Raw genomic sequence first — 17,997 nt, forward strand, 5'->3', positions numbered from 1 at the left:
CACGGCTTTTGATTTGCAGATTATGCTGATATGACGCGTGTTTTACTCAGTGCGATGATCGACACACCGCTTCATGCGCATTCCGCCTTTACCTTCAAGGATTACGTTATGTTTACCGCGATTAATAATGGATTTTCCCGCCTCAGCGATCATCCGGATTTGGGCAAGCTGGTTTTACGCGTTTCGCTCGGTGCACTGCTGCTGTTTCATGGTGTGTTTAAAGTGCAGCATGGCGTTGGCTGGATAGCCAGACTGCTGCATGCGCATGGCATCCCCGGCTTTGTGGCTTATGGTGCTTATCTTGGGGAAGTGGTGGCACCGTTGATGATTATCATTGGCCTGATGACGCGCCCGGCGGCGTTTGTGATCGTCGTGAATCTGGCGGTGGCCACCCTGCTGGTGAAAACAGGCGCAGTGTGGGACCGCACTGGCGTGGGGGCCTGGGCACTGGAAGGGGAAGCGCTCTATTTCTTCGGCGCGCTGGCCGTGATGTTTCTGGGCGCGGGCCGTTTTACTGTGATCAGTAATAGTCAGTTGCAATAGTATGCCTGGCGGGTTGGTGATCAGTTAATTTTCATGTTTTAAGGTCAAGGGCCAGGTCAAGGGCATTTCGCTTTCCCGCTACGCGGGCTGAGCGACCCAGGGTGGACAATCGCCACCCCCCTGGGGACCCAGGCTTGCGGCAGGCGCATCGCCCGCTAAAGCGGGTTCCCTCAGTCGATCGGTTTTCCCGCCGGACCGGGCGTGACGGGACATCCCTGTCCCGGCTCACCCTCTCGCCGACGTCCTGTCAGCTCGTCCTGGAAATCCGCCCTCCTTCGGCGAGGCTTAATTGCCGCTCAAAAGGTCAACGGCCGGGTCAAAATAAAAAGAAAAACCAATCAAACAGACCAGACACAAAAAGCCTTTTTGGTTTTATTTAATCTTTTAGATTTTGGTTTTGATGTTGAGGCGGCAATTAAGCTGCGCTGAGGAAGTGATGTGAACCAGGATGAACCGCCAGGACGGCGGTGAAAGCTCGGGCCGGCACAGGGAAGTGCCGTCACGAGTGGTCCGTCGGTGAACGGAACTGACGAAGGCATCCGTGAAACGGGCGCGGCGCCTGCCGCAAGCCCGGGGTCAAGGGGCGGCGGCGACTGGCCGCCCCTTGTCGCTTCGCCCGCGCAGCGGGAAAGCGAAACGCCCTTGACCTTAAGACGTTGACCTTAAGACGTTGACCTTAAGACCCTGGCCTTTCGGGTCGACCGCATACATCACGCCTCACGCTGATAACCATAACGGTATTTCGCCACCAGCATCAGAGTCGTCAGCACTGCCGGAATCGCCAGGAAAGAGAAAACATCCGTGATATTCCAGCCGAGCGACAGCATTTGCGCACCCGCGAACGCACTCAGGATAGCCCCGATACGCCCCACGCCGTGCATCCAACTGGACCCCGTGGCGCGGGCATGGGTAGGATAGTAACTGGCTGACAGTGCATTCATGCCAGTATTCGCCCCGTTCAGACAAAAACCGCTGCAAAAGGCCACCGAACCCAGTACCCAGACATCCGCTGGCGCATAGCCAATGCACACCGTGGCAATTGAGCCGGTGAAATAGATCGCCGCCAGCGCCAGATTGGCGTTAAAACGATCCATCATCCAGCCCGCAAACAACGACCCCACGGTGCCACCCGCCTGATACATCGCCGTAACCAGCGCCGCCTGCGTCACCGTCATACCGACATCCTTCACCAGCGACGGCAGCCAGGAACCGATCAGATAGACCAGAAACAGCCCCATAAAATAACTGCCCCATAGCATCATGCTGCCGAAGAAGTAACGGCGCGACAGCACCACTTTTACCGCACCTTCACTGGTTGCGGCTTCGCTGCGCGTGAAGATGCACGCTTCTCCTATACTGCCGGGATGCATCTTCTCAACGATTTGCCGGATCTGCGCCGCCGGGGCGTTACGGGTGATCATAAAACGCACGGATTCCGGCAGCCAGCGCAGCAGCAAGGGCACCATCAGCAGCGGCAGAATACCGCCCATCACCAGCACCGCATGCCAGCCTAAGTTCGGGATTAACCATGAGGCGGCGAACCCACCGCTGGCGGCACCAAAGGTAAAGCCGCAGAACACCACGGTGATGAGAAAGGCACGTTTTCGTTCAGGAGAGTATTCCGCTACCAGCGTGCCGACATTGGGCATGGCAGCGCCCAGCCCAAGCCCCGTCAGAAAGCGGAACAACATGATCTGGTCAAGGTTTTGCGAGAAGGCAGTGGCCAGCGTCCATAAGCCAAAGAAGAACACGCTGCAAATGATGATCACCCGGCGGCCAAAGCGATCGGCCAGCGGCCCGGCAAACATCGCGCCTAGCGCCAGCCCGATCAGCGCGGCACTGATGACGGCACCTAACTGATGGTTCGTCACTCCCCATGCGCTTTTCAACGCCGGGGCAATGAAACCCATCAGGGCAATATCCATACCATCCATTGCCACCACGGCAAAACTCAGGGCGATGATGCGTTTTTGATAACGACTCAACGACCCCTGATTAATCAACGTACGGATATCGATCGCTGCGGTACTGTCCACTTCGCGCTCCATAACAGGCCAGTGTTAACCCCGCCCGGATGACAACGTTGCAGAGGTTTACAGAAAAAGTGCCGGCTATCATAACGGATTGTTATGGAATTCTCCTGGGAAAATATGTCCGTTTTATCCTGAAATGTGACAGAAATGATCTCAATACGGTATTCAGGTATTCGCTCACTTTTTCAAAGGATTAATAATCTCTGCAATACCCTTTCGCTCTGTAGTCATACCAGAAGTAATGGATAACGTCGGAAAAGCGGTAAATGTTAATTAAATTTTGCAATAAGGTTAACAAAATACTCAGAGAAAACTTGCCAGTTTATCCGGGCCGTTATTATTCTGCGTAATGGACAAAAAATATCAGTTTAATCAGCGTATTCGTCTGCGCCATTTACATACCTTCGTCGCCGTTGCACAGCAAGGGACGCTGGGACGTGCCGCCGAAACGTTGTCACTCAGCCAGCCCGCTCTGTCGAAGACACTGAACGAGCTGGAGGATTTGGCGGGTGTGCGGCTGTTTGAACGCGGGCGTTTGGGTGCACAGCTAACCACAATGGGAGAACAGTTTCTCACGCACGCGGTACGTGTTCTTGATGCACTTAATCATGCCGGGCAGTCGTTTACATTACCGCACGAAAAATCCCCTGAAGTGATGCGCCTTGGCGTGCTGACCACTGTGGCGCTGGGAATGTTGCCGTCAATTCTCGATCGCTTTCACCAGCAACAGCCACAGGCAATTGTGCAAGTGGCAACGCTGCACAACAATGTACTGATCGCTGCGCTTAAAGCCGGAGAATTTGACGTTGGGATTGGGCGCATGGCCGATCCCGATTTGATGGCCGGGTTGACCTACGAACTGCTTTTTCTGGAGTCCTTGCGCCTGGTGGTACGGCCAGATCATCCACTATTAAGTGACAATGTCACGCTTTCTAAAGCGCTCTCCTGGCCCGTGGTCATTTCACCGGAGGGCACCGCTCCGCGTCGCATTGCCGAAGCCATGCTGAAAGAACAAGGTTGCACGTTGCCAGGCACCCTGGTGGAGACATCCTCAACGTCGCTGGCCCGCCAACTGGCGTTGCGTTACAACTATGTGTGGTTTGTGCCATCGGGCGCGATTAAAGAAGACTTGCTGCATAATGCGCTGGCTGCGCTGCCGATTGCCTCACATGGCCCCGGCGAAGCAGTCGGCATCATGACCCGCTCTGGTGCGCCTCTGACACTGAGTGCCGAGATCCTGCTGGCCACGATCCGAAAATCCCATTCAGGCTGACATATCATCGACTGCGTTTGGCATGACGTTCACGGTTTTCCAGCCGTGCCTGTTCATTCTTACGCAACCCAACGTAGCAGGCCCCCGTGCCGCCATCCTGTGACCGGGCGCAGCAAAATGCCTGTACATCCTCAAACTGCGGCAGCCAACGCATCAGATAGCTGCGCACGATATTGGCATGTGAGGCATCATCACGCCCTTTTCCATGCACGATCAACACATTGCGCAGACCATCCTGTACGCACTGCAACATAAACAGATACAGGGCCTGACGGCACTGTTCGACGGTGTAACGAATGAGATTCAGCGTGGCCTGCGGCGGGTATTTTCCCTGAAAGAGTTTGTCCAGCACGCCCTGTTGAATTCCTTCTGCTTTGTATTCCAGCGGCGTGGTCAACGGGACAATATCCAGCAGGCCAGTGGTCAGCGGATTATCCAGCTGTGGATCGAGCACCTGGCGCACTTTATTTTGCGAAGAAGGTAACCATAAGGTGCTGGAACAGGCTTTCAGTGGCTTAACGTCTCCCATCGCCTGTTTAAACAGCTCAAGCTCATCAGCGTTGTCGCTCATCACGTTATCCCCGATCAATACGCGCCCTGCGCGCGTTTTCTGCATTTTTCTACAGCTGTGAGTTTAGCAAAAAACGGACAGGCTTCATCCGGGTTGTGTTTGTCCGCTTATTGATACGGATCATGGAGGTGGATTCTGTGGTGAGCTTAACTAAAAAATCGGATATCAAGCCTATTTGGCGGAGGTTAGCCTGCGAATCATCTGATTACAGATTGTTTTTCACACAACTTTTACAGAGATGACGATTATTAATAACGTCCACATATTTATTGTGCCTAAAACTGCTCAGATGAGTTCCCTTGTGTGCGGGAAAAATGGTAAATTGATGTCAGTCAATTATCATCGAGCGTACATTATGATTCCGGAAAAGCGAATTATCACTAGACGCATACAATCGGGTGGTTGCGCCATTCACTGCCAGGATTGCAGCATCAGTCAGCTTTGTATTCCCTTCACGCTTAACGAGCATGAGCTGGACCAGCTTGATAACATCATCGAGCGTAAAAAACCGATTCAGAAAGGACAAACGCTGTTTAAAGCGGGTGACGAACTGCGTTCCCTGTACGCGATTCGCTCCGGGACCATTAAAAGCTACACCATCACCGAACAGGGTGATGAGCAGATTACCGGCTTCCATCTGGCGGGTGATCTGGTCGGCTTTGATGCCATCAGCGGTAACCAGCATCCCAGCTTCGCTCAGGCGTTAGAAACCGCCATGGTGTGCGAAATTCCTTTCGAAACCCTCGACGACCTTTCCGGTAAAATGCCCAGCCTGCGTCAGCAGATGATGCGCCTGATGAGCGGCGAAATTAAGGGCGACCAGGAAATGATCCTGCTGTTGTCGAAGAAAAATGCGGAAGAACGTCTGGCCGCCTTTATTTACGGTCTGTCGCGCCGCTTCGGCCAGCGTGGTTTCTCACAGCGTGAATTCCGTCTGACCATGACCCGTGGTGATATTGGTAACTACCTTGGATTGACGGTAGAAACCATCAGCCGTCTGCTTGGTCGCTTCCAGAAAAGCGGCATGCTGGCGGTGAAAGGAAAATACATCACCATCGAAAATCATGAAATTCTGTCAGAACTGGCAGGCCAGAGCCGTGCCATCGCCTGACCCGTGCCGGATCGATATTTCTTATTTTATTGATCCGGCAACAACTTTTCCCCTTCTTCCTTTGCCTCGATTGGGCTATCTTTAAGCTGACACGCTCAGTGTAAGGAGAAACCGTTATGGCTCAATATCAAAACATTCTGGTGGCGATCGATCCGCAACAGGACGACCAGCCCGCACTTCGTCGTGCTGTTTACCTTAATCAGCGGCTTGGCGGTAAGATTACCTGTTTTCTTCCCATTTACGACTTCTCCTATGAGATGACCACGCTGCTTTCACCCGATGAACGCGTCACCATGCGTAAAGGGGTGATCAGCCAACGCACTGAGTGGATCCGTGAACAGGCGCAGGCCTATCTTGCGGCCGGCGTGCAGATTGATATCAAGGTGATTTGGCATAATCGTCCGTTCGAAGCGATTATCCAGGAAGTGCTGAACAGCAAACACGATCTGGTGATTAAGATGGCCCACCAGCATGACCGCTTACAGGCGGTGGTGTTTACCCCAACCGACTGGCACCTGCTGCGCAAATGCCCGTGCCCGGTCTGGATGGTGAAAGATCAGGCCTGGCCAGAAGGCGGCAAGGCGGTAGTCGCAGTAAACCTCGCCAGCGAAGAGCCACATCACGATCCGTTAAACAGCAAGCTGGTCAGAGAAACGCTGGAGCTGGCCGAACGGGTTAACCATACCGAAGTGCATCTGGTCGGCGCTTACCCTGTTACACCAATCAATATCGCCATTGAGCTGCCAGACTTTGATCCGAGCGTTTATAACGATGCCATCCGTGGTCAGCATCTGGTGGCGATGAAGGCGCTGCGTCAGTCATTCTCCATTGATGAGAAGTTCACCCATGTGGAGAAAGGGCTGCCTGAAGAGGTGATACCAGAGCTGGCCGCACACCTTGATGCCGGTGTGGTGGTGCTCGGCACTATCGGCCGTACCGGGCTATCGGCAGCGTTCCTTGGGAATACCGCCGAGCAGGTTATTGACCACCTGCGCTGTGACCTGCTGGCGATCAAGCCTGACGGTTTCGCCTCTCCGGTCGAAATGGATGATGACGAAGACGATTAATGACCACGGGCGAGCCTGATCCCAGGCTCGCCCTCTCCCTTCCCTCCGCTATGATGACGTTGCCGTTTCCACCACGTCCTTTTTCAGGAACCACAGAATTAACGCCGTCAGCAGTGACCCTGCAGCAATAGCCAGCAGATACGCGGCCAGATTAGCGATCACATTCGGAATAAACATCACAAAAATACCGCCATGAGGTGCACGCGATGCACAACCCAGCGCCATCGATAACGCACCGGCCAGCCCAGAGCCCGCCACAATCGCCGGGATCACCCGTAGCGGATCGGACACCGCATAGGGAATAGCCCCTTCAGTAATAAACGACAGCCCCAGCACCCACGTCACTTTGCCCGTCTCACGTTCGCTGCGGCTGAATTTACGCCGGAACAGCACTGTGGCGAGCGCTATCCCCAGCGGCGGCACCATTCCGGCAGCCATACAAGCGGCAATCGGCCCGTAAATGCCGCTGGACATCAGGCCGATGGCAAACATACACACGGTTTTATTCAATGGCCCGCCCATATCAAAGGCTACCATCATGCCAAACAGCAGGCCAAGAATGGCCGAGTTGGTGTGCCCCAATGCATTGAGGAAGTCCGTCAACCAGCCAAGCAGTAATTTAATCGGCTCGCCAATCAGCCACACCATCAGCGCCCCGGTAATCAGCACGCTCAGTAACGGCACAATCAAAATCGGCTTCAGCCCGGCAATCACCTCTGGCAGACGAATGTAGCGGACAATCATCAGCGTGACGTAACCCGCCAAAAAACCCGCCAGCAGTGCGCCCAGAAAGCCCGACCCGGTGTGAATGGCCATCATGCCGCCCACCGCACCGGAGACAATCCCCATTTTCCCGCTGATGGACTGGCTGATTCCCAGTGACAGGATCGGCAGCATCAGGGCAAATGCCGATCCCCCGCCGATATCGGACAGCATTTTCGCCAGCGGGCTGAAGTTGGCATCACCCGGCGTGGCAGCGGTGATCCCAAATGAGAAACTGAGAGCAATCAGTATCCCTCCGGCAACCACGAATGGGATCATCAGATTGACCCCGGTAATAAGGTGGACATAGATGCTGGAATACCAGCTGTTGCCACTGACAACGGGCACCACATCACCCTCTTCGCTGGCAATCTCCAGCCGGTGTGGGGCTAATTCCCCGGCGGTGATGGCATTGAGCAGCCCTTCGGCGTCTCTTGCCGCCCGGGCTACCGGGACTTCGACGATGTTCTTGTTCTGAAAACGCGCCATATCAACTTTTTTATCGGCGGCGATCAGAACAATATCTGCGGCAGAAATATCATCAGGGCTGAGGATGTACTTGCTCTCAATAGCACCCTGAGTCTCCACTCGCAGGGAAAGGCCCAGCTTTCTGGCGGCTTTTTTCAAATTACTTTCGGCCAGATAAGTGTGGGCCACCCCGGTGGGACAGGCGGTGATGGCGATAATATTCATGGGTGTTCTCCGGTAACAATAAAATAACTGTCGGTTCCGGCCGGAGTCTTATCTAAACAGAGCCCGATGGGAAAAACACTACCAAACACTGTCCCACTGGCGGGACAAACCCTGTACTGTCACTCAACAGCACAGGCTATTTATCGCGGGTATTCACCCTGTAATGAGATTCATTAAAAAATAAAACAGCAAGAAGATGATTAATTAAATTTCCCATTAACATCGTGAATAAAAATCGCTACACTTCATCTATCTTTTCACTCTGCTATAGGTTGACTGTTGGTTTCTTTTTATCGCCTGTCGCAGCGTCGAATACCGGCATTTATCGCTATTCTGGCTGTCCTGCTGTTGTTCATTGCACCGGATGTCTCTAAAAGTCTGGAACATCAGCGTGTATCAACACCGGATGCCTCTGCCCGTGAAGATCACTCATCGATGGTGTCGATGCATCATGGAGACATGAGCGGCATGACGATGGATGAGATGGCTACCCTGCACTCAGCGCCACCGTCGATGGCAACAACGCCCCCGTCCGATTACGCTCAGCATCATGCGATGCCTGCCGGTATGGGTATGATGGATGACGTTGCCTGCGGTTATTGCCAGCTGCTGGCACATTTCCCCGTACTGCTCATCGTCTTTATCCCGCTAGTTTGGCTGCTGTACCGTCTGACGTTACGGATGCCACCCTCACGCTATGAATCCTGGCTCCCCTCCGCCTTCTTCCCGGGTATTGTACAACCGCGCGCACCGCCTGTTTTTTCATTCTCTTTCTAAGGTTGTTATTTTTATTTTAGTCACTGCTTACGCCTGAAATGAATATGCGACACTCGCAGGAATGTAATTTCAGTGCTTTCGGCCCGTGTGGAAGAAACGCTACAATGTCCGCATCAGCCGGGCGGGTAACGTTGATGCCACTTGACGTTAAATTTTAGAAAACAGTAAAGGAGTACACATCATGTCATTATTCCCTCCGGGCAAAAAACGCCGGAATTTCTTTATCGCACAGGCCTGCCTGTGGGTGTGCGCCGCTATCGTGATGACCAAAGCGATCATCGGTGGTGCCATCGATGAATATAATATGCCCTTCTCTACCTGGCCGGTGGAGCTGTATGTTTCTGAGTTCTTTATGATCCTGATATACAGCTCGGTGTTTACCGTGCTGCTGTCTATCCCGCTGTGGTACTGGTTTATCGGCGAGCAGAACCCGGATAGCCGGGGCTAGATCACCGGCAAAAAAAAGAGCTGACCCGTATCAAGGGTCAGCTCTTGTTGTAGGGGGCCACGCTGGTTCTGACGCCCCACGGTTTGTTACAGCGCTTTCAGAATCGCTTCTACCGTTGCTTTCGCATCACCGAACAGCATCTGGGTGTTCTCTTTGAAGAACAGCGGGTTCTGCACACCGGCATAGCCGGTATTCATCGAACGCTTAAACACCACCACATTCTGCGCTTTCCACACCTCCAGCACGGGCATACCCGCGATTGGGCTGCGTGGGTCTTCCTGTGCCGCCGGGTTGACGGTGTCATTGGCGCCGATAACCAGTACGGTATCCGTATCGCTGAAATCATCGTTGATCTCATCCATTTCCAGCACGATGTCATACGGCACTTTGGCTTCGGCCAGCAGGACGTTCATGTGACCAGGCAGACGACCCGCTACCGGGTGAATACCGAAACGCACCTTGATGCCGCGCTCACGCAGTTTGGCGGTGATTTCTGCCACCGGATACTGAGCCTGCGCCACCGCCATGCCGTAGCCTGGGGTGATAACCACCGTGGTGGAGTTTTTCAGCAGTTCAGCGGTGCCCGCGGCATCGATTTCGCGATACTCGCCCATCTCTTCGCCTTCACCGGTTGAGCTGCTGTCAGTACCAAACCCGCCTGCAATCACGCTAAAGAATGAACGGTTCATCGCCTTACACATAATGTAAGAGAGGATGGCACCGCTCGAACCGACCAGCGCTCCGGTGACGATCAGCAGGTCGTTGCTGAGCATAAAGCCCGCCGCCGCTGCCGCCCAACCCGAGTAGGAGTTCAGCATGGAGACCACGACAGGCATATCCGCACCGCCGATAGACGCCACCAGATGCCAGCCGAACGCCAGAGCGATCAGCGTCATTACCACCAGCGCAAAGGCCTGGGTTCCGGTGCTGTCACTGCGCACAAACATAATCAACAGCGCCAGTGAAACCACCAGTGCCAGCAGGTTGAGCTTATGACGATGTGGCAACGCCAGCGGGCGGGAAGAAATTTTGCCGCACAGCTTACCAAAGGCCACGATAGAACCGGTAAAGGTCACCGCACCGATAAAGATACCGATGAAGATCTCGGTCAGATGGATGTTTTCCATCACCGGAAGCAGGCCCGGGCCGTGGTCCAGGTAGCTGTTAACACCGACCAACACGGCAGCCAGCCCCACAAAGCTGTGCAGCATGGCCACCAGCTCTGGCATTTCGGTCATTTCGACTTTCTTCGCCAGACGAATACCGATAGCACCACCGATCACCATCGCCAGCAGGATCCAGGCAACGTTGCCCGTATCCGGACCGAAGATGGTTACCACCAGCGCCAGCGCCATTCCGCTTACGCCAAAAATATTCCCCTGCTTCGAGGTCTCATGTTTAGACAACCCGGCAAGGCTGCAAATAAACAGGATCGCAGCGATGATATAAGCTGCTGTCACTAATCCGCCAGACATGGACTTCCCCTCAGTTTTTACGGAACATTTTCAGCATGCGCTGGGTGACGGTAAAGCCACCAAAGATATTGATGCTGGCAATCAGCACCGCAACGAAGGACAGGAAGCTGACCCAGCCGCCATGACCAATCTGCAACACGGCACCGACGACGATAATGCCTGAAATGGCATTGGTCACCGACATCAGCGGCGTATGCAGAGCATGACTGACGTTCCACACCACGTAGTAACCCACCACGCAGGAGAGCGCAAAGACGGTGAAGTGCGAAAGGAACTCAGGTGGAGCCACATTGGCCAGCCAGCCAAACAGCACAATCGCCAGCACCAGCAGCCCGTATTTACGCAGCGGTGAGACAGGTTTTTCCACCGGTTTTTCGATCGGGGTTTCCACTTTGGCCGCTTTCGGCGCAGCAGACACCTGAATTGGCGGTGCAGGCCAGGTGATTTCGCCATCACGGATCACGGTCACACCGCGGATCACCACATCGTCAAAGTCGATGGTGATTTCACCGTTCTTCTCTTTGCACAGCAGCTTCATCAGGTTCACCAGATTGGTGCCATAAAGCTGTGAAGACTGAGTCGGCAGACGACTTGGCAGATCGGTGTAACCGATGATTTTCACCCCGTTCGGGCTGGTGGTGATGGTATCGGCCACGGTCAACTCACAGTTACCGCCGTTTTGCGCAGCCAGATCGACGATCACGCTGCCCGGTTTCATGGAGGCAACCATTTCTGCGGTGATCAGCGTCGGTGCCGGTTTGCCCGGGATCAGCGCGGTGGTGACAATGATGTCCACTTCTTCCGCCTGAGCCGCAAACAGCGCCATTTCGGCCTTAATAAAGGCTTCCGACATGACTTTGGCATAACCATCACCGCTGCCCGCTTCTTCCTCAAAATCAAGTTCGAGGAACTCCGCGCCCATACTCTGGACCTGCTCTTTCACTTCAGGGCGAGTATCAAAGGCACGTACGATAGCGCCCAGGCTGCGGCCTGCGCCGATAGCGGCCAGACCGGCCACTCCGGCACCAATCACCATCACTTTCGCAGGTGGCACTTTACCGGCGGCGGTAATCTGCCCGGTAAAGAATCGGCCAAATTCATGCGCAGCCTCAACAATCGCACGATAACCGGCGATGTTTGCCATCGAACTGAGCGCATCAAGAGACTGCGCACGCGAGATACGCGGCACGGCATCCATAGACATCACGGTGACGTTACGCGCGGCCAGTTTTGCCAGCAGTTCCGGGTTTTGCGCAGGCCAGATAAAGCTCACCAGCGTGCTTCCGGCACGCGTCAGAGCAATCTCTTCGTCGGTCGGCGCATTCACTTTTAATACGATATCGGACTGCCAGACATTCACCGAATCGGTAATGGTTGCGCCAGCCGCTTCAAAGGCCGCGTCTTCAAAACTGGCGAGTTTACCCGCGCCGCTTTCTACAGCGACGCTAAAACCCAGAGCTAATAACTGTTCAACCGTTTTTGGTGTCGCAGCAGCACGGGCTTCGTTGGGCAACCGCTCTTTGGTAATACCAATAAGCATAATCTTCCCTTTTCTTCAGAGAGTACGATGGTTTGTTCTCATCGTCCCGGCCCTTATGACCGAAACGTAACAGGTTCAAACTGGTTATAACCTACTGAAAATAAGTGTTCCGATCCACCCACAGTCAGTGTCTGGTGATGACTAACCGATAAAAAAGCAGTACAGACCCCCTCCAGCGATATATTGAGCCTGAATCAGGATGTAAAGAACGCATTATCTGCTACGATAAAATTTAACATTTACCGACAAACGTTATCAAAAAACATTGATTAACAATGTGTTAACGATATAAGTGTTAACAATTACCAGCTTAAGTGGTTAATGTTTGAAAAATGACACGATTCAGCCAGCTTTCTTCATTATTCTGAAAACGGGAATTGTACTGACATCAAATCCCCACAAAATGGCTGAGACAGCGAACATTATTACATGCAATAATCATCCGCTAATCTGTTACACATCAAGAGTCCAGCACGTTTTTGTACTCATTTTTTGCGTAAGGCGAAGGATTAATTTTTATGAAGCTGAAGAATACCATTCTGGCATCAGCCCTGTTGTCACTCACAGCATTGACCGCCCATGCGGCGCAGGAACTGACGCCGGAGAAAGCCGCTGCGCTGAAACCGTTTGATCGGATCACCATTAGCGGGCGTTTTAATGCCATCTACGAGGCCAGCGACGCCGTATCAAAACGTGCTGATGCGCTTGGTGCAGCCTCTTACTATATTCAGGGTATCAACGATACCAACGGCAACGGCGGCAACTGGAATGTGACGGCCGATCTCTATCATGCCGATGCGCCTGTTGCGCCGAAAAATAAAGATCGCATCATCAATGGCGTACGTGAGCTGACCAAAGCAGAAGCGTTTACTATTGAGCCTTACGACACCGTCAGCGCCAGCGGCTTTTTCCGCAGCCAGCCTGATGTCAATGATGCCATTACCCGTGCAGCAAAAGAGAAAGGCGCAGAGTCTTTCTTTATCGTGCGTCAGATCGACACCAACAGCGGTGGCAATCAGATTATCACGGCTTACATCTATAAAGCCGATGCGCCTAAGCGTCAGGTGCAGTCTCCTAACCTAATCCCGGCGGATTCCGAAGCAGGTAAAGCCGCGCTGGCAGCGGGCGGTGCGGCAGCGAAAACGGTTGAACTACCGGGTGTGGCATCCAATGAAACCCCAAGCAACAAAGTGGGCCGTTTCTATGAAACTCAAAGCTCAACCGGTAAGCGTTACACCGTGACTCGCCCGGATGGCAAAAGTGTGCAGGAAGTGAATGCCATTACTGCGGCGCAGATGCAGCCGTACGATAGCGTGACCTTCACCGGCCACTACAGCACCCCGACTGAAGTGTCTGAAGAAGTGGGTCGCCGTGCGATCGCTAAAGGTGCCAAGTATTATCACGTCACCCGTCAGTGGTCGAATCAGAGCGGCGGTAACCTGACCGTCTCTGCGGATCTCTTTAAGTAACGTCTCTTTGCGGGGCAACTGCCTGGTTGCCCCGTCGTTATGAATAATTCCCGTCTCTTTTTGCATAGTAAGTCATTGCATCCTGCCGCCGCTATCCGTAAAATCCCCCGCCACTTTCAGGCGTTTCGTTGCTTTTTCCGGCCTCACATCCTGAGTTAAAACCAACATGGTCGTTACAACTGGTGTTTTATTCTGTAACCGGAGTTTTTCTTGGACAAAAAGTTAGGTCTCACCGCGCTGACGGCGCTGGTACTCAGTTCTATGTTAGGCGCGGGCGTGTTTAGCCTGCCACAAAATATGGCGGCGGTCGCCAGCCCGGCTGCCCTGCTGATTGGCTGGGCCATCACCGGTGTGGGGATCGTGCTACTGGCGCTGGCCATGCTGCTGCTGAGCCGCTTGAAACCCGAGTTAGATGGCGGCATTTTCACTTATGCAAAGGCGGGATTTGGCGAACTGATTGGCTTCTGTTCTGCCTGGGGTTACTGGCTGTGTGCCGTGATTGCCAATGTGTCCTACCTGGTGATCGTTTTCTCCGCCATGAGCTTCTTTACTGACTCTCCCGGCCATATCATTTTTGGCGATGGCAACACCTGGCAGGCCATGCTTGCAGCCTCAATCCTGCTGTGGCTGGTGCATGCGCTGGTGCTGCGCGGTGTGCAGACGGCGGCCAGCATTAATCTGATCGCAACGTTGGGCAAACTGCTGCCGTTGGGCTTATTTGTCCTGCTGGCCATTGCCGCGTTCCATTACGATCGTTTTCGCTTCGATTTCAGCGGCGTCGCACTGGGGAAACCGGTCTGGCAGCAGGTGAAAGACACTATGCTGATTACGCTGTGGGTATTTATCGGTATTGAAGGTGCGGTGGTCGTTTCATCGCGTGCGCGAAACCGTCGTGACGTGGGACGTGCCACGCTGCTGGCGGTCACGGCGGCGCTGGCGATCTACCTGCTGGTGACGCTGCTGTCACTCGGGATCGTCCCGCGTGCCGAACTGGCTGAAATGCGCAATCCCTCAATGGCCGGATTGATGACCGCCCTGATCGGCCCCTGGGGCAACCTGGTGATTGTCAGCGGCCTGATTGTTTCTGTCTGCGGAGCTTATCTGAGCTGGACCATCATGGCAGCGGAAGTGCCGCTGGTGGCGGCACAGCATGGCGCGTTCCCACGCGGTCTGAGTCGGCAGAATGTACGGGGCGCTCCTTCTGCATCGCTGTGGCTGACCAATGGCTGTGTGCAGGTGTGTCTGATCCTGATCTGGCTGACCGGCTCCGATTACAACACATTGCTGACCATTGCTTCTGAGATGATTCTGGTGCCCTATCTGCTGGTCGGTGCTTATCTGTTTAAGGTCGCGCGTGAATTAAATAAACCCGGGGCGATGATGGTGGCGCTGGGTGCCAGCGTCTATGGTGTGTGGCTGCTGTACGCGTCGGGCCCGATGCATCTGCTGCTGTCGGTAGTGCTTTACGCGCCGGGGATGGTGTTGTTTCTGTTTGCCCGCCGTGGCGGCCGCGCCGGGACGTCATTGCACCGCGTTGAAAAATCGATCATGGTGCTGCTGGTGATCACCGCCCTGCCTGCCGTCTGGATGCTGACCCGTTAAGGGTCAGTGTGTCAGCTGCGGGAGTATCACGCTAAGGCGATCGTCGAGCTGCTCAAGCTTGAGCGGCCTGGCGTACTCCTGGCGAATAGCAACCAGCTGTGATTCGGACAAGGGGTAAGGCATCAGGATATCAAACTGCCCAATGTGCTGCTGTTGCGCCAGGGTGATCAGACGGGCGATATTGATTTCATCGCTGACCTGGGTCGAGATGATTTGCAGCGCGAGGTCTTTCAGCGGTTCGGATGATGAAGGCGGGCTGGTGGCTGACTTGCGGGTAATCATGCCAAAAAACGGGATCACACCATAGATGGCGTCAACAAAGCTCCAGCGTTTTTTACAGGATGCGGAGAGGAAATCGATATAGTTGAGGCAGATACGATCACTGTACTCTGCTGCAGCCAGCTTCTCTTCTGACACTCTTATCTCCTTATCCATTTCGACGCAAGAACAGCCCTGACCGGGCTCGACACCGCACACCCTTTCAGGCGCGGGATATAATGACATATTCGACTGAGTTTGTACTACATTCCCCCTAACATTTAGCGCTGATTAATGGTCGTTGCGACCAGGAAAGGATAAGCTACGGTTTCCAATAGCCTGATACCCGGCCCTATGAACAAAATTGTATTTGTCGAAGATGATAAAGATGTTGGTGAACTGATTGCTGCCTATCTGGGCCGGCATGACATTGACGTTATTGTAGAAAGCCGTGGCGATCGCGCGGAAGAGACTATTGCTGCCGCGAATCCTGACCTGGTGATGCTGGACATTATGCTGCCAGGCAAAGATGGCATGACGCTGTGCCGCGATTTGCGTACGCGTCACAGCTGGTCAGGCCCTATCGTGCTGCTGACGTCGCTGGACAGCGATATGAATCATATTCTGTCGCTGGAGATGGGGGCAAACGACTATATTCTCAAGACCACGCCGCCTGCGGTGCTCCTTGCACGTCTGCGGCTGCATCTGCGCCAGGCAGGGATCAATAGCCAGCATGAAGAGATAGCCCCTGGGATTGCGGGTCAGAAAGCCCTGCGGTTTGGCACCTTAAGCATCGATCCGATTAACCGTCAGGTCACGCTTTCCGATGAGATTGTCGCCCTCTCCACCGCCGATTTCGATCTGCTCTGGGAGCTGGCAACCCATGCAGGCACCATTCTTAATCGTGATGCGCTGCTAAAAACGCTGCGCGGCGTCAGTTATGACGGTATGGACCGCAGCATTGATGTAGCGATTTCTCGCCTGCGTAAGAAGCTGCTGGACAGCGCCACCGAGCCTTACCGGATTAAAACCATCCGTAATAAAGGCTATCTGTTTGCGCCGCACGCCTGGGATGCACAATGAAAAAACTGTTTATTCAGTTTTACCTGCTGCTGTTTGTCTGTTTCCTGGTGATGGCAATGCTGGTTGGGCTGGTGTACAAATTTACCGCCGAGCGCGCCGGGCGTCAGTCGATGGACGATCTGATGAAAAGTTCGCTGTACCTGATGCGCAGTGAGCTGAGGGAGATCCCCCCGCGCGACTGGAATAAAACCATCGACAACCTCGACCTCAATTTGTCATTTAAGCTGCATATTGAGCCAATGAGCAAATACCAGCTCGACCCCGGGACGCTGCGCCGCCTGCGTTCGGGTGAGATCGTGGCGCTGGACGATGAATACACCTTCTTACAGCATATTCCGCGCAGCCACTATGTGCTGGCCGTCGGCCCGATCCCCTATCTGTTTTACCTGCATGAGATGCGCATTCTGGATATCGCGCTGCTGGCATTTATCGGTATTTCACTGGCGTTGCCCGTGTTTATCTGGATGCGACCGCACTGGCAGGACATGTTAAAGCTGGAGAATGCCGCGCAACGCTTTGGTCAGGGGCACCTTGAGGAACGTATTCATTTCGACAGCACCTCCAGCCTGCTGCGACTTGGCGTGGCATTTAACCAGATGGCCGATAATATCAACACGCTGGTCACCAGTAAGAAACAGCTGATTGACGGCATCGCGCATGAATTACGCACCCCGCTGGTTCGCCTGCGTTACCGCCTGGAAATGAGTGATAACCTGACGGAAGCCGAGTCTGCGGCGCTTAATCGCGATATCGGCCAGCTGGAGTCACTGATCGAGGAGCTGTTGACGTATGCCCGTCTGGACCGTCCGCAGGTTAACCTGAATTTGCAAACGCTCGATCTGGCCCAGTGGCTGCATGAACGACTGGACGATATCCGTTCGGTGAAGCCGGCGTTTGATATTGCGCTGGATACGCCGCAGCGCGAGAATATTGGCGTTGCCGATACCCGTCTGATGGAGCGCGTGCTCGATAATCTGGTGAATAATGCCCTGCGTTATGCCGATCAACGTCTGCGGGTCGGCCTGTGGTTTGATGGCGATATGGCGTTCTTGCAGGTTGAGGATGACGGTCCGGGGATCCCACTGGACGAACGTCAGCGGGTCTTTGAACCCTTTGTACGCCTTGATCCCAGCCGCGACCGCGCGACCGGAGGCTGTGGACTTGGTCTGGCCATTGTCCACTCGATCGCCCAGGCTTTTGGCGGCTATGTCATCATCGACAGCAGTCCGCTTGGGGGCGCCAGCGTGCGTTTTTGCTGGCCAGTGACCCCCACTCTGCACTCTTAAACTCTC

17 protein-coding genes are annotated in these 17,997 nt (G+C 54.1%); 11 read left to right on the top strand and 6 right to left on the bottom strand.

Annotated features, from left to right (window positions below):
* Nucleotides 1-108: 108 nt before the first annotated feature.
* Both WH277_RS26425 and WH277_RS26430 read left to right on the top strand, forming a co-directional pair.
* Nucleotides 109-543, top strand: a complete 435-nt coding sequence (locus WH277_RS26425) for a DoxX family protein (protein ID WP_159336720.1) — start codon at nucleotides 109-111, stop codon at nucleotides 541-543.
* Nucleotides 544-744: 201 nt separating this feature from the next.
* Nucleotides 745-972: a hypothetical protein gene (locus WH277_RS26430; protein WP_171148418.1), complete on the top strand. Its 228-nt coding sequence runs from the start codon at nucleotides 745-747 to the stop codon at nucleotides 970-972.
* Between the two features lie 281 nt (nucleotides 973-1,253).
* On the opposite strand, the gene WH277_RS26435 is transcribed toward WH277_RS26430, so the two are convergent.
* A complete protein-coding gene (locus tag WH277_RS26435; protein ID WP_133841940.1) occupies nucleotides 1,254-2,579 on the bottom strand; it encodes an MFS transporter in 1,326 nt (441 codons plus the stop codon).
* A 346-nt stretch (nucleotides 2,580-2,925) separates the two neighbouring features.
* Between WH277_RS26435 and WH277_RS26440 the strand changes: the two genes are divergently transcribed.
* Nucleotides 2,926-3,849, top strand: a complete 924-nt coding sequence (locus WH277_RS26440; protein WP_133841939.1) for a LysR substrate-binding domain-containing protein — start codon at nucleotides 2,926-2,928, stop codon at nucleotides 3,847-3,849.
* Between the two features lie 4 nt (nucleotides 3,850-3,853).
* Here the strand turns inward: WH277_RS26440 and smrA are convergent, their stop codons facing one another.
* Complete coding sequence (smrA, locus tag WH277_RS26445; protein WP_339507437.1) at nucleotides 3,854-4,420, bottom strand: DNA endonuclease SmrA; 567 nt, start codon at nucleotides 4,418-4,420, stop codon at nucleotides 3,854-3,856.
* 355 nt (nucleotides 4,421-4,775) lie between these two features.
* On the opposite strand from smrA, the gene WH277_RS26450 reads away from it, so the two are divergent.
* Both WH277_RS26450 and uspE read left to right on the top strand, forming a co-directional pair.
* A complete protein-coding gene (locus WH277_RS26450) occupies nucleotides 4,776-5,531 on the top strand; it encodes an FNR family transcription factor (RefSeq protein WP_133841937.1) in 756 nt (251 codons plus the stop codon).
* Nucleotides 5,532-5,647: 116 nt separating this feature from the next.
* Nucleotides 5,648-6,598, top strand: a complete 951-nt coding sequence (uspE, locus tag WH277_RS26455) for a universal stress protein UspE (protein WP_339507371.1) — start codon at nucleotides 5,648-5,650, stop codon at nucleotides 6,596-6,598.
* A gap of 48 nt (nucleotides 6,599-6,646) precedes the next feature.
* Here the strand turns inward: uspE and WH277_RS26460 are convergent, their stop codons facing one another.
* Nucleotides 6,647-8,053: a PTS fructose transporter subunit IIC gene (locus WH277_RS26460; RefSeq protein ID WP_133841935.1), complete on the bottom strand. Its 1,407-nt coding sequence runs from the start codon at nucleotides 8,051-8,053 to the stop codon at nucleotides 6,647-6,649.
* Between the two features lie 279 nt (nucleotides 8,054-8,332).
* Between WH277_RS26460 and WH277_RS26465 the strand changes: the two genes are divergently transcribed.
* Both WH277_RS26465 and WH277_RS26470 read left to right on the top strand, forming a co-directional pair.
* Nucleotides 8,333-8,830 carry a DUF2946 domain-containing protein gene (locus tag WH277_RS26465; RefSeq protein WP_244874653.1) on the top strand — a complete coding sequence of 166 codons (498 nt, stop codon included), beginning with the start codon at nucleotides 8,333-8,335 and terminating at the stop codon, nucleotides 8,828-8,830.
* 181 nt (nucleotides 8,831-9,011) lie between these two features.
* Nucleotides 9,012-9,278, top strand: a complete 267-nt coding sequence (locus tag WH277_RS26470; protein WP_133841934.1) for a DUF2534 family protein — start codon at nucleotides 9,012-9,014, stop codon at nucleotides 9,276-9,278.
* 86 nt (nucleotides 9,279-9,364) lie between these two features.
* On the opposite strand, the gene pntB is transcribed toward WH277_RS26470, so the two are convergent.
* Both pntB and pntA read right to left on the bottom strand, forming a co-directional pair.
* On the bottom strand, nucleotides 9,365-10,753 hold the full coding sequence (gene pntB / locus WH277_RS26475) for a Re/Si-specific NAD(P)(+) transhydrogenase subunit beta (protein WP_133841933.1): 1,389 nt from the start codon (nucleotides 10,751-10,753) through the stop codon (nucleotides 9,365-9,367).
* Between the two features lie 10 nt (nucleotides 10,754-10,763).
* Entirely contained in the window at nucleotides 10,764-12,293 is a 1,530-nt protein-coding gene (gene pntA, locus WH277_RS26480) for a Re/Si-specific NAD(P)(+) transhydrogenase subunit alpha (RefSeq protein ID WP_167863807.1), read from the bottom strand.
* 518 nt (nucleotides 12,294-12,811) lie between these two features.
* Between pntA and ydgH the strand changes: the two genes are divergently transcribed.
* Nucleotides 12,812-13,762, top strand: coding sequence for a DUF1471 family protein YdgH (gene ydgH / locus WH277_RS26485; protein ID WP_133841931.1), 951 nt, complete (start codon nucleotides 12,812-12,814; stop codon nucleotides 13,760-13,762).
* Nucleotides 13,763-13,972: 210 nt separating this feature from the next.
* On the top strand, nucleotides 13,973-15,364 hold the full coding sequence (locus WH277_RS26490; protein ID WP_159336569.1) for an amino acid permease: 1,392 nt from the start codon (nucleotides 13,973-13,975) through the stop codon (nucleotides 15,362-15,364).
* A gap of 3 nt (nucleotides 15,365-15,367) precedes the next feature.
* On the opposite strand, the gene WH277_RS26495 is transcribed toward WH277_RS26490, so the two are convergent.
* Nucleotides 15,368-15,799: a hypothetical protein gene (locus tag WH277_RS26495; RefSeq protein WP_133841929.1), complete on the bottom strand. Its 432-nt coding sequence runs from the start codon at nucleotides 15,797-15,799 to the stop codon at nucleotides 15,368-15,370.
* Nucleotides 15,800-15,976: 177 nt separating this feature from the next.
* Here WH277_RS26495 and rstA point away from each other — a divergent pair, with 177 nt between their 5' ends.
* Both rstA and rstB read left to right on the top strand, forming a co-directional pair.
* Nucleotides 15,977-16,705, top strand: coding sequence for a two-component system response regulator RstA (gene rstA / locus WH277_RS26500; RefSeq protein WP_133841928.1), 729 nt, complete (start codon nucleotides 15,977-15,979; stop codon nucleotides 16,703-16,705).
* Nucleotides 16,702-17,991, top strand: a complete 1,290-nt coding sequence (rstB, locus tag WH277_RS26505) for a two-component system sensor histidine kinase RstB (RefSeq protein ID WP_133841927.1) — start codon at nucleotides 16,702-16,704, stop codon at nucleotides 17,989-17,991. Before rstA ends, rstB begins: the two co-directional genes overlap by 4 nt.
* The last annotated feature ends 6 nt before the right edge of the window (nucleotides 17,992-17,997 follow it).

Origin of the sequence: Erwinia sp. MYb416 (genome assembly GCF_037479575.1) — a bacterium.
GTDB classification, from domain to species: Bacteria; Pseudomonadota; Gammaproteobacteria; order Enterobacterales; family Enterobacteriaceae; genus Erwinia; species Erwinia rhapontici.

Excerpts from the sequence above, each read along its gene's own strand:
- WH277_RS26425 (WP_159336720.1), top strand. The coding sequence starts at position 109 with ATGTTTACCGCGATTAATAATGGATTTTCCCGCCTCAGCGATCATCCG.
- WH277_RS26440 (WP_133841939.1), top strand. The coding sequence starts at position 2,926 with ATGGACAAAAAATATCAGTTTAATCAGCGTATTCGTCTGCGCCATTTA.
- smrA (WP_339507437.1), bottom strand. The coding sequence starts at position 4,420 with ATGAGCGACAACGCTGATGAGCTTGAGCTGTTTAAACAGGCGATGGGA.
- WH277_RS26450 (WP_133841937.1), top strand. The coding sequence starts at position 4,776 with ATGATTCCGGAAAAGCGAATTATCACTAGACGCATACAATCGGGTGGT.
- uspE (WP_339507371.1), top strand. The coding sequence starts at position 5,648 with ATGGCTCAATATCAAAACATTCTGGTGGCGATCGATCCGCAACAGGAC.
- WH277_RS26460 (WP_133841935.1), bottom strand. The coding sequence starts at position 8,053 with ATGAATATTATCGCCATCACCGCCTGTCCCACCGGGGTGGCCCACACT.
- WH277_RS26470 (WP_133841934.1), top strand. The coding sequence starts at position 9,012 with ATGTCATTATTCCCTCCGGGCAAAAAACGCCGGAATTTCTTTATCGCA.
- pntB (WP_133841933.1), bottom strand. The coding sequence starts at position 10,753 with ATGTCTGGCGGATTAGTGACAGCAGCTTATATCATCGCTGCGATCCTG.
- pntA (WP_167863807.1), bottom strand. The coding sequence starts at position 12,293 with ATGCTTATTGGTATTACCAAAGAGCGGTTGCCCAACGAAGCCCGTGCT.
- ydgH (WP_133841931.1), top strand. The coding sequence starts at position 12,812 with ATGAAGCTGAAGAATACCATTCTGGCATCAGCCCTGTTGTCACTCACA.
- WH277_RS26495 (WP_133841929.1), bottom strand. The coding sequence starts at position 15,799 with ATGGATAAGGAGATAAGAGTGTCAGAAGAGAAGCTGGCTGCAGCAGAG.
- rstA (WP_133841928.1), top strand. The coding sequence starts at position 15,977 with ATGAACAAAATTGTATTTGTCGAAGATGATAAAGATGTTGGTGAACTG.
- rstB (WP_133841927.1), top strand. The coding sequence starts at position 16,702 with ATGAAAAAACTGTTTATTCAGTTTTACCTGCTGCTGTTTGTCTGTTTC.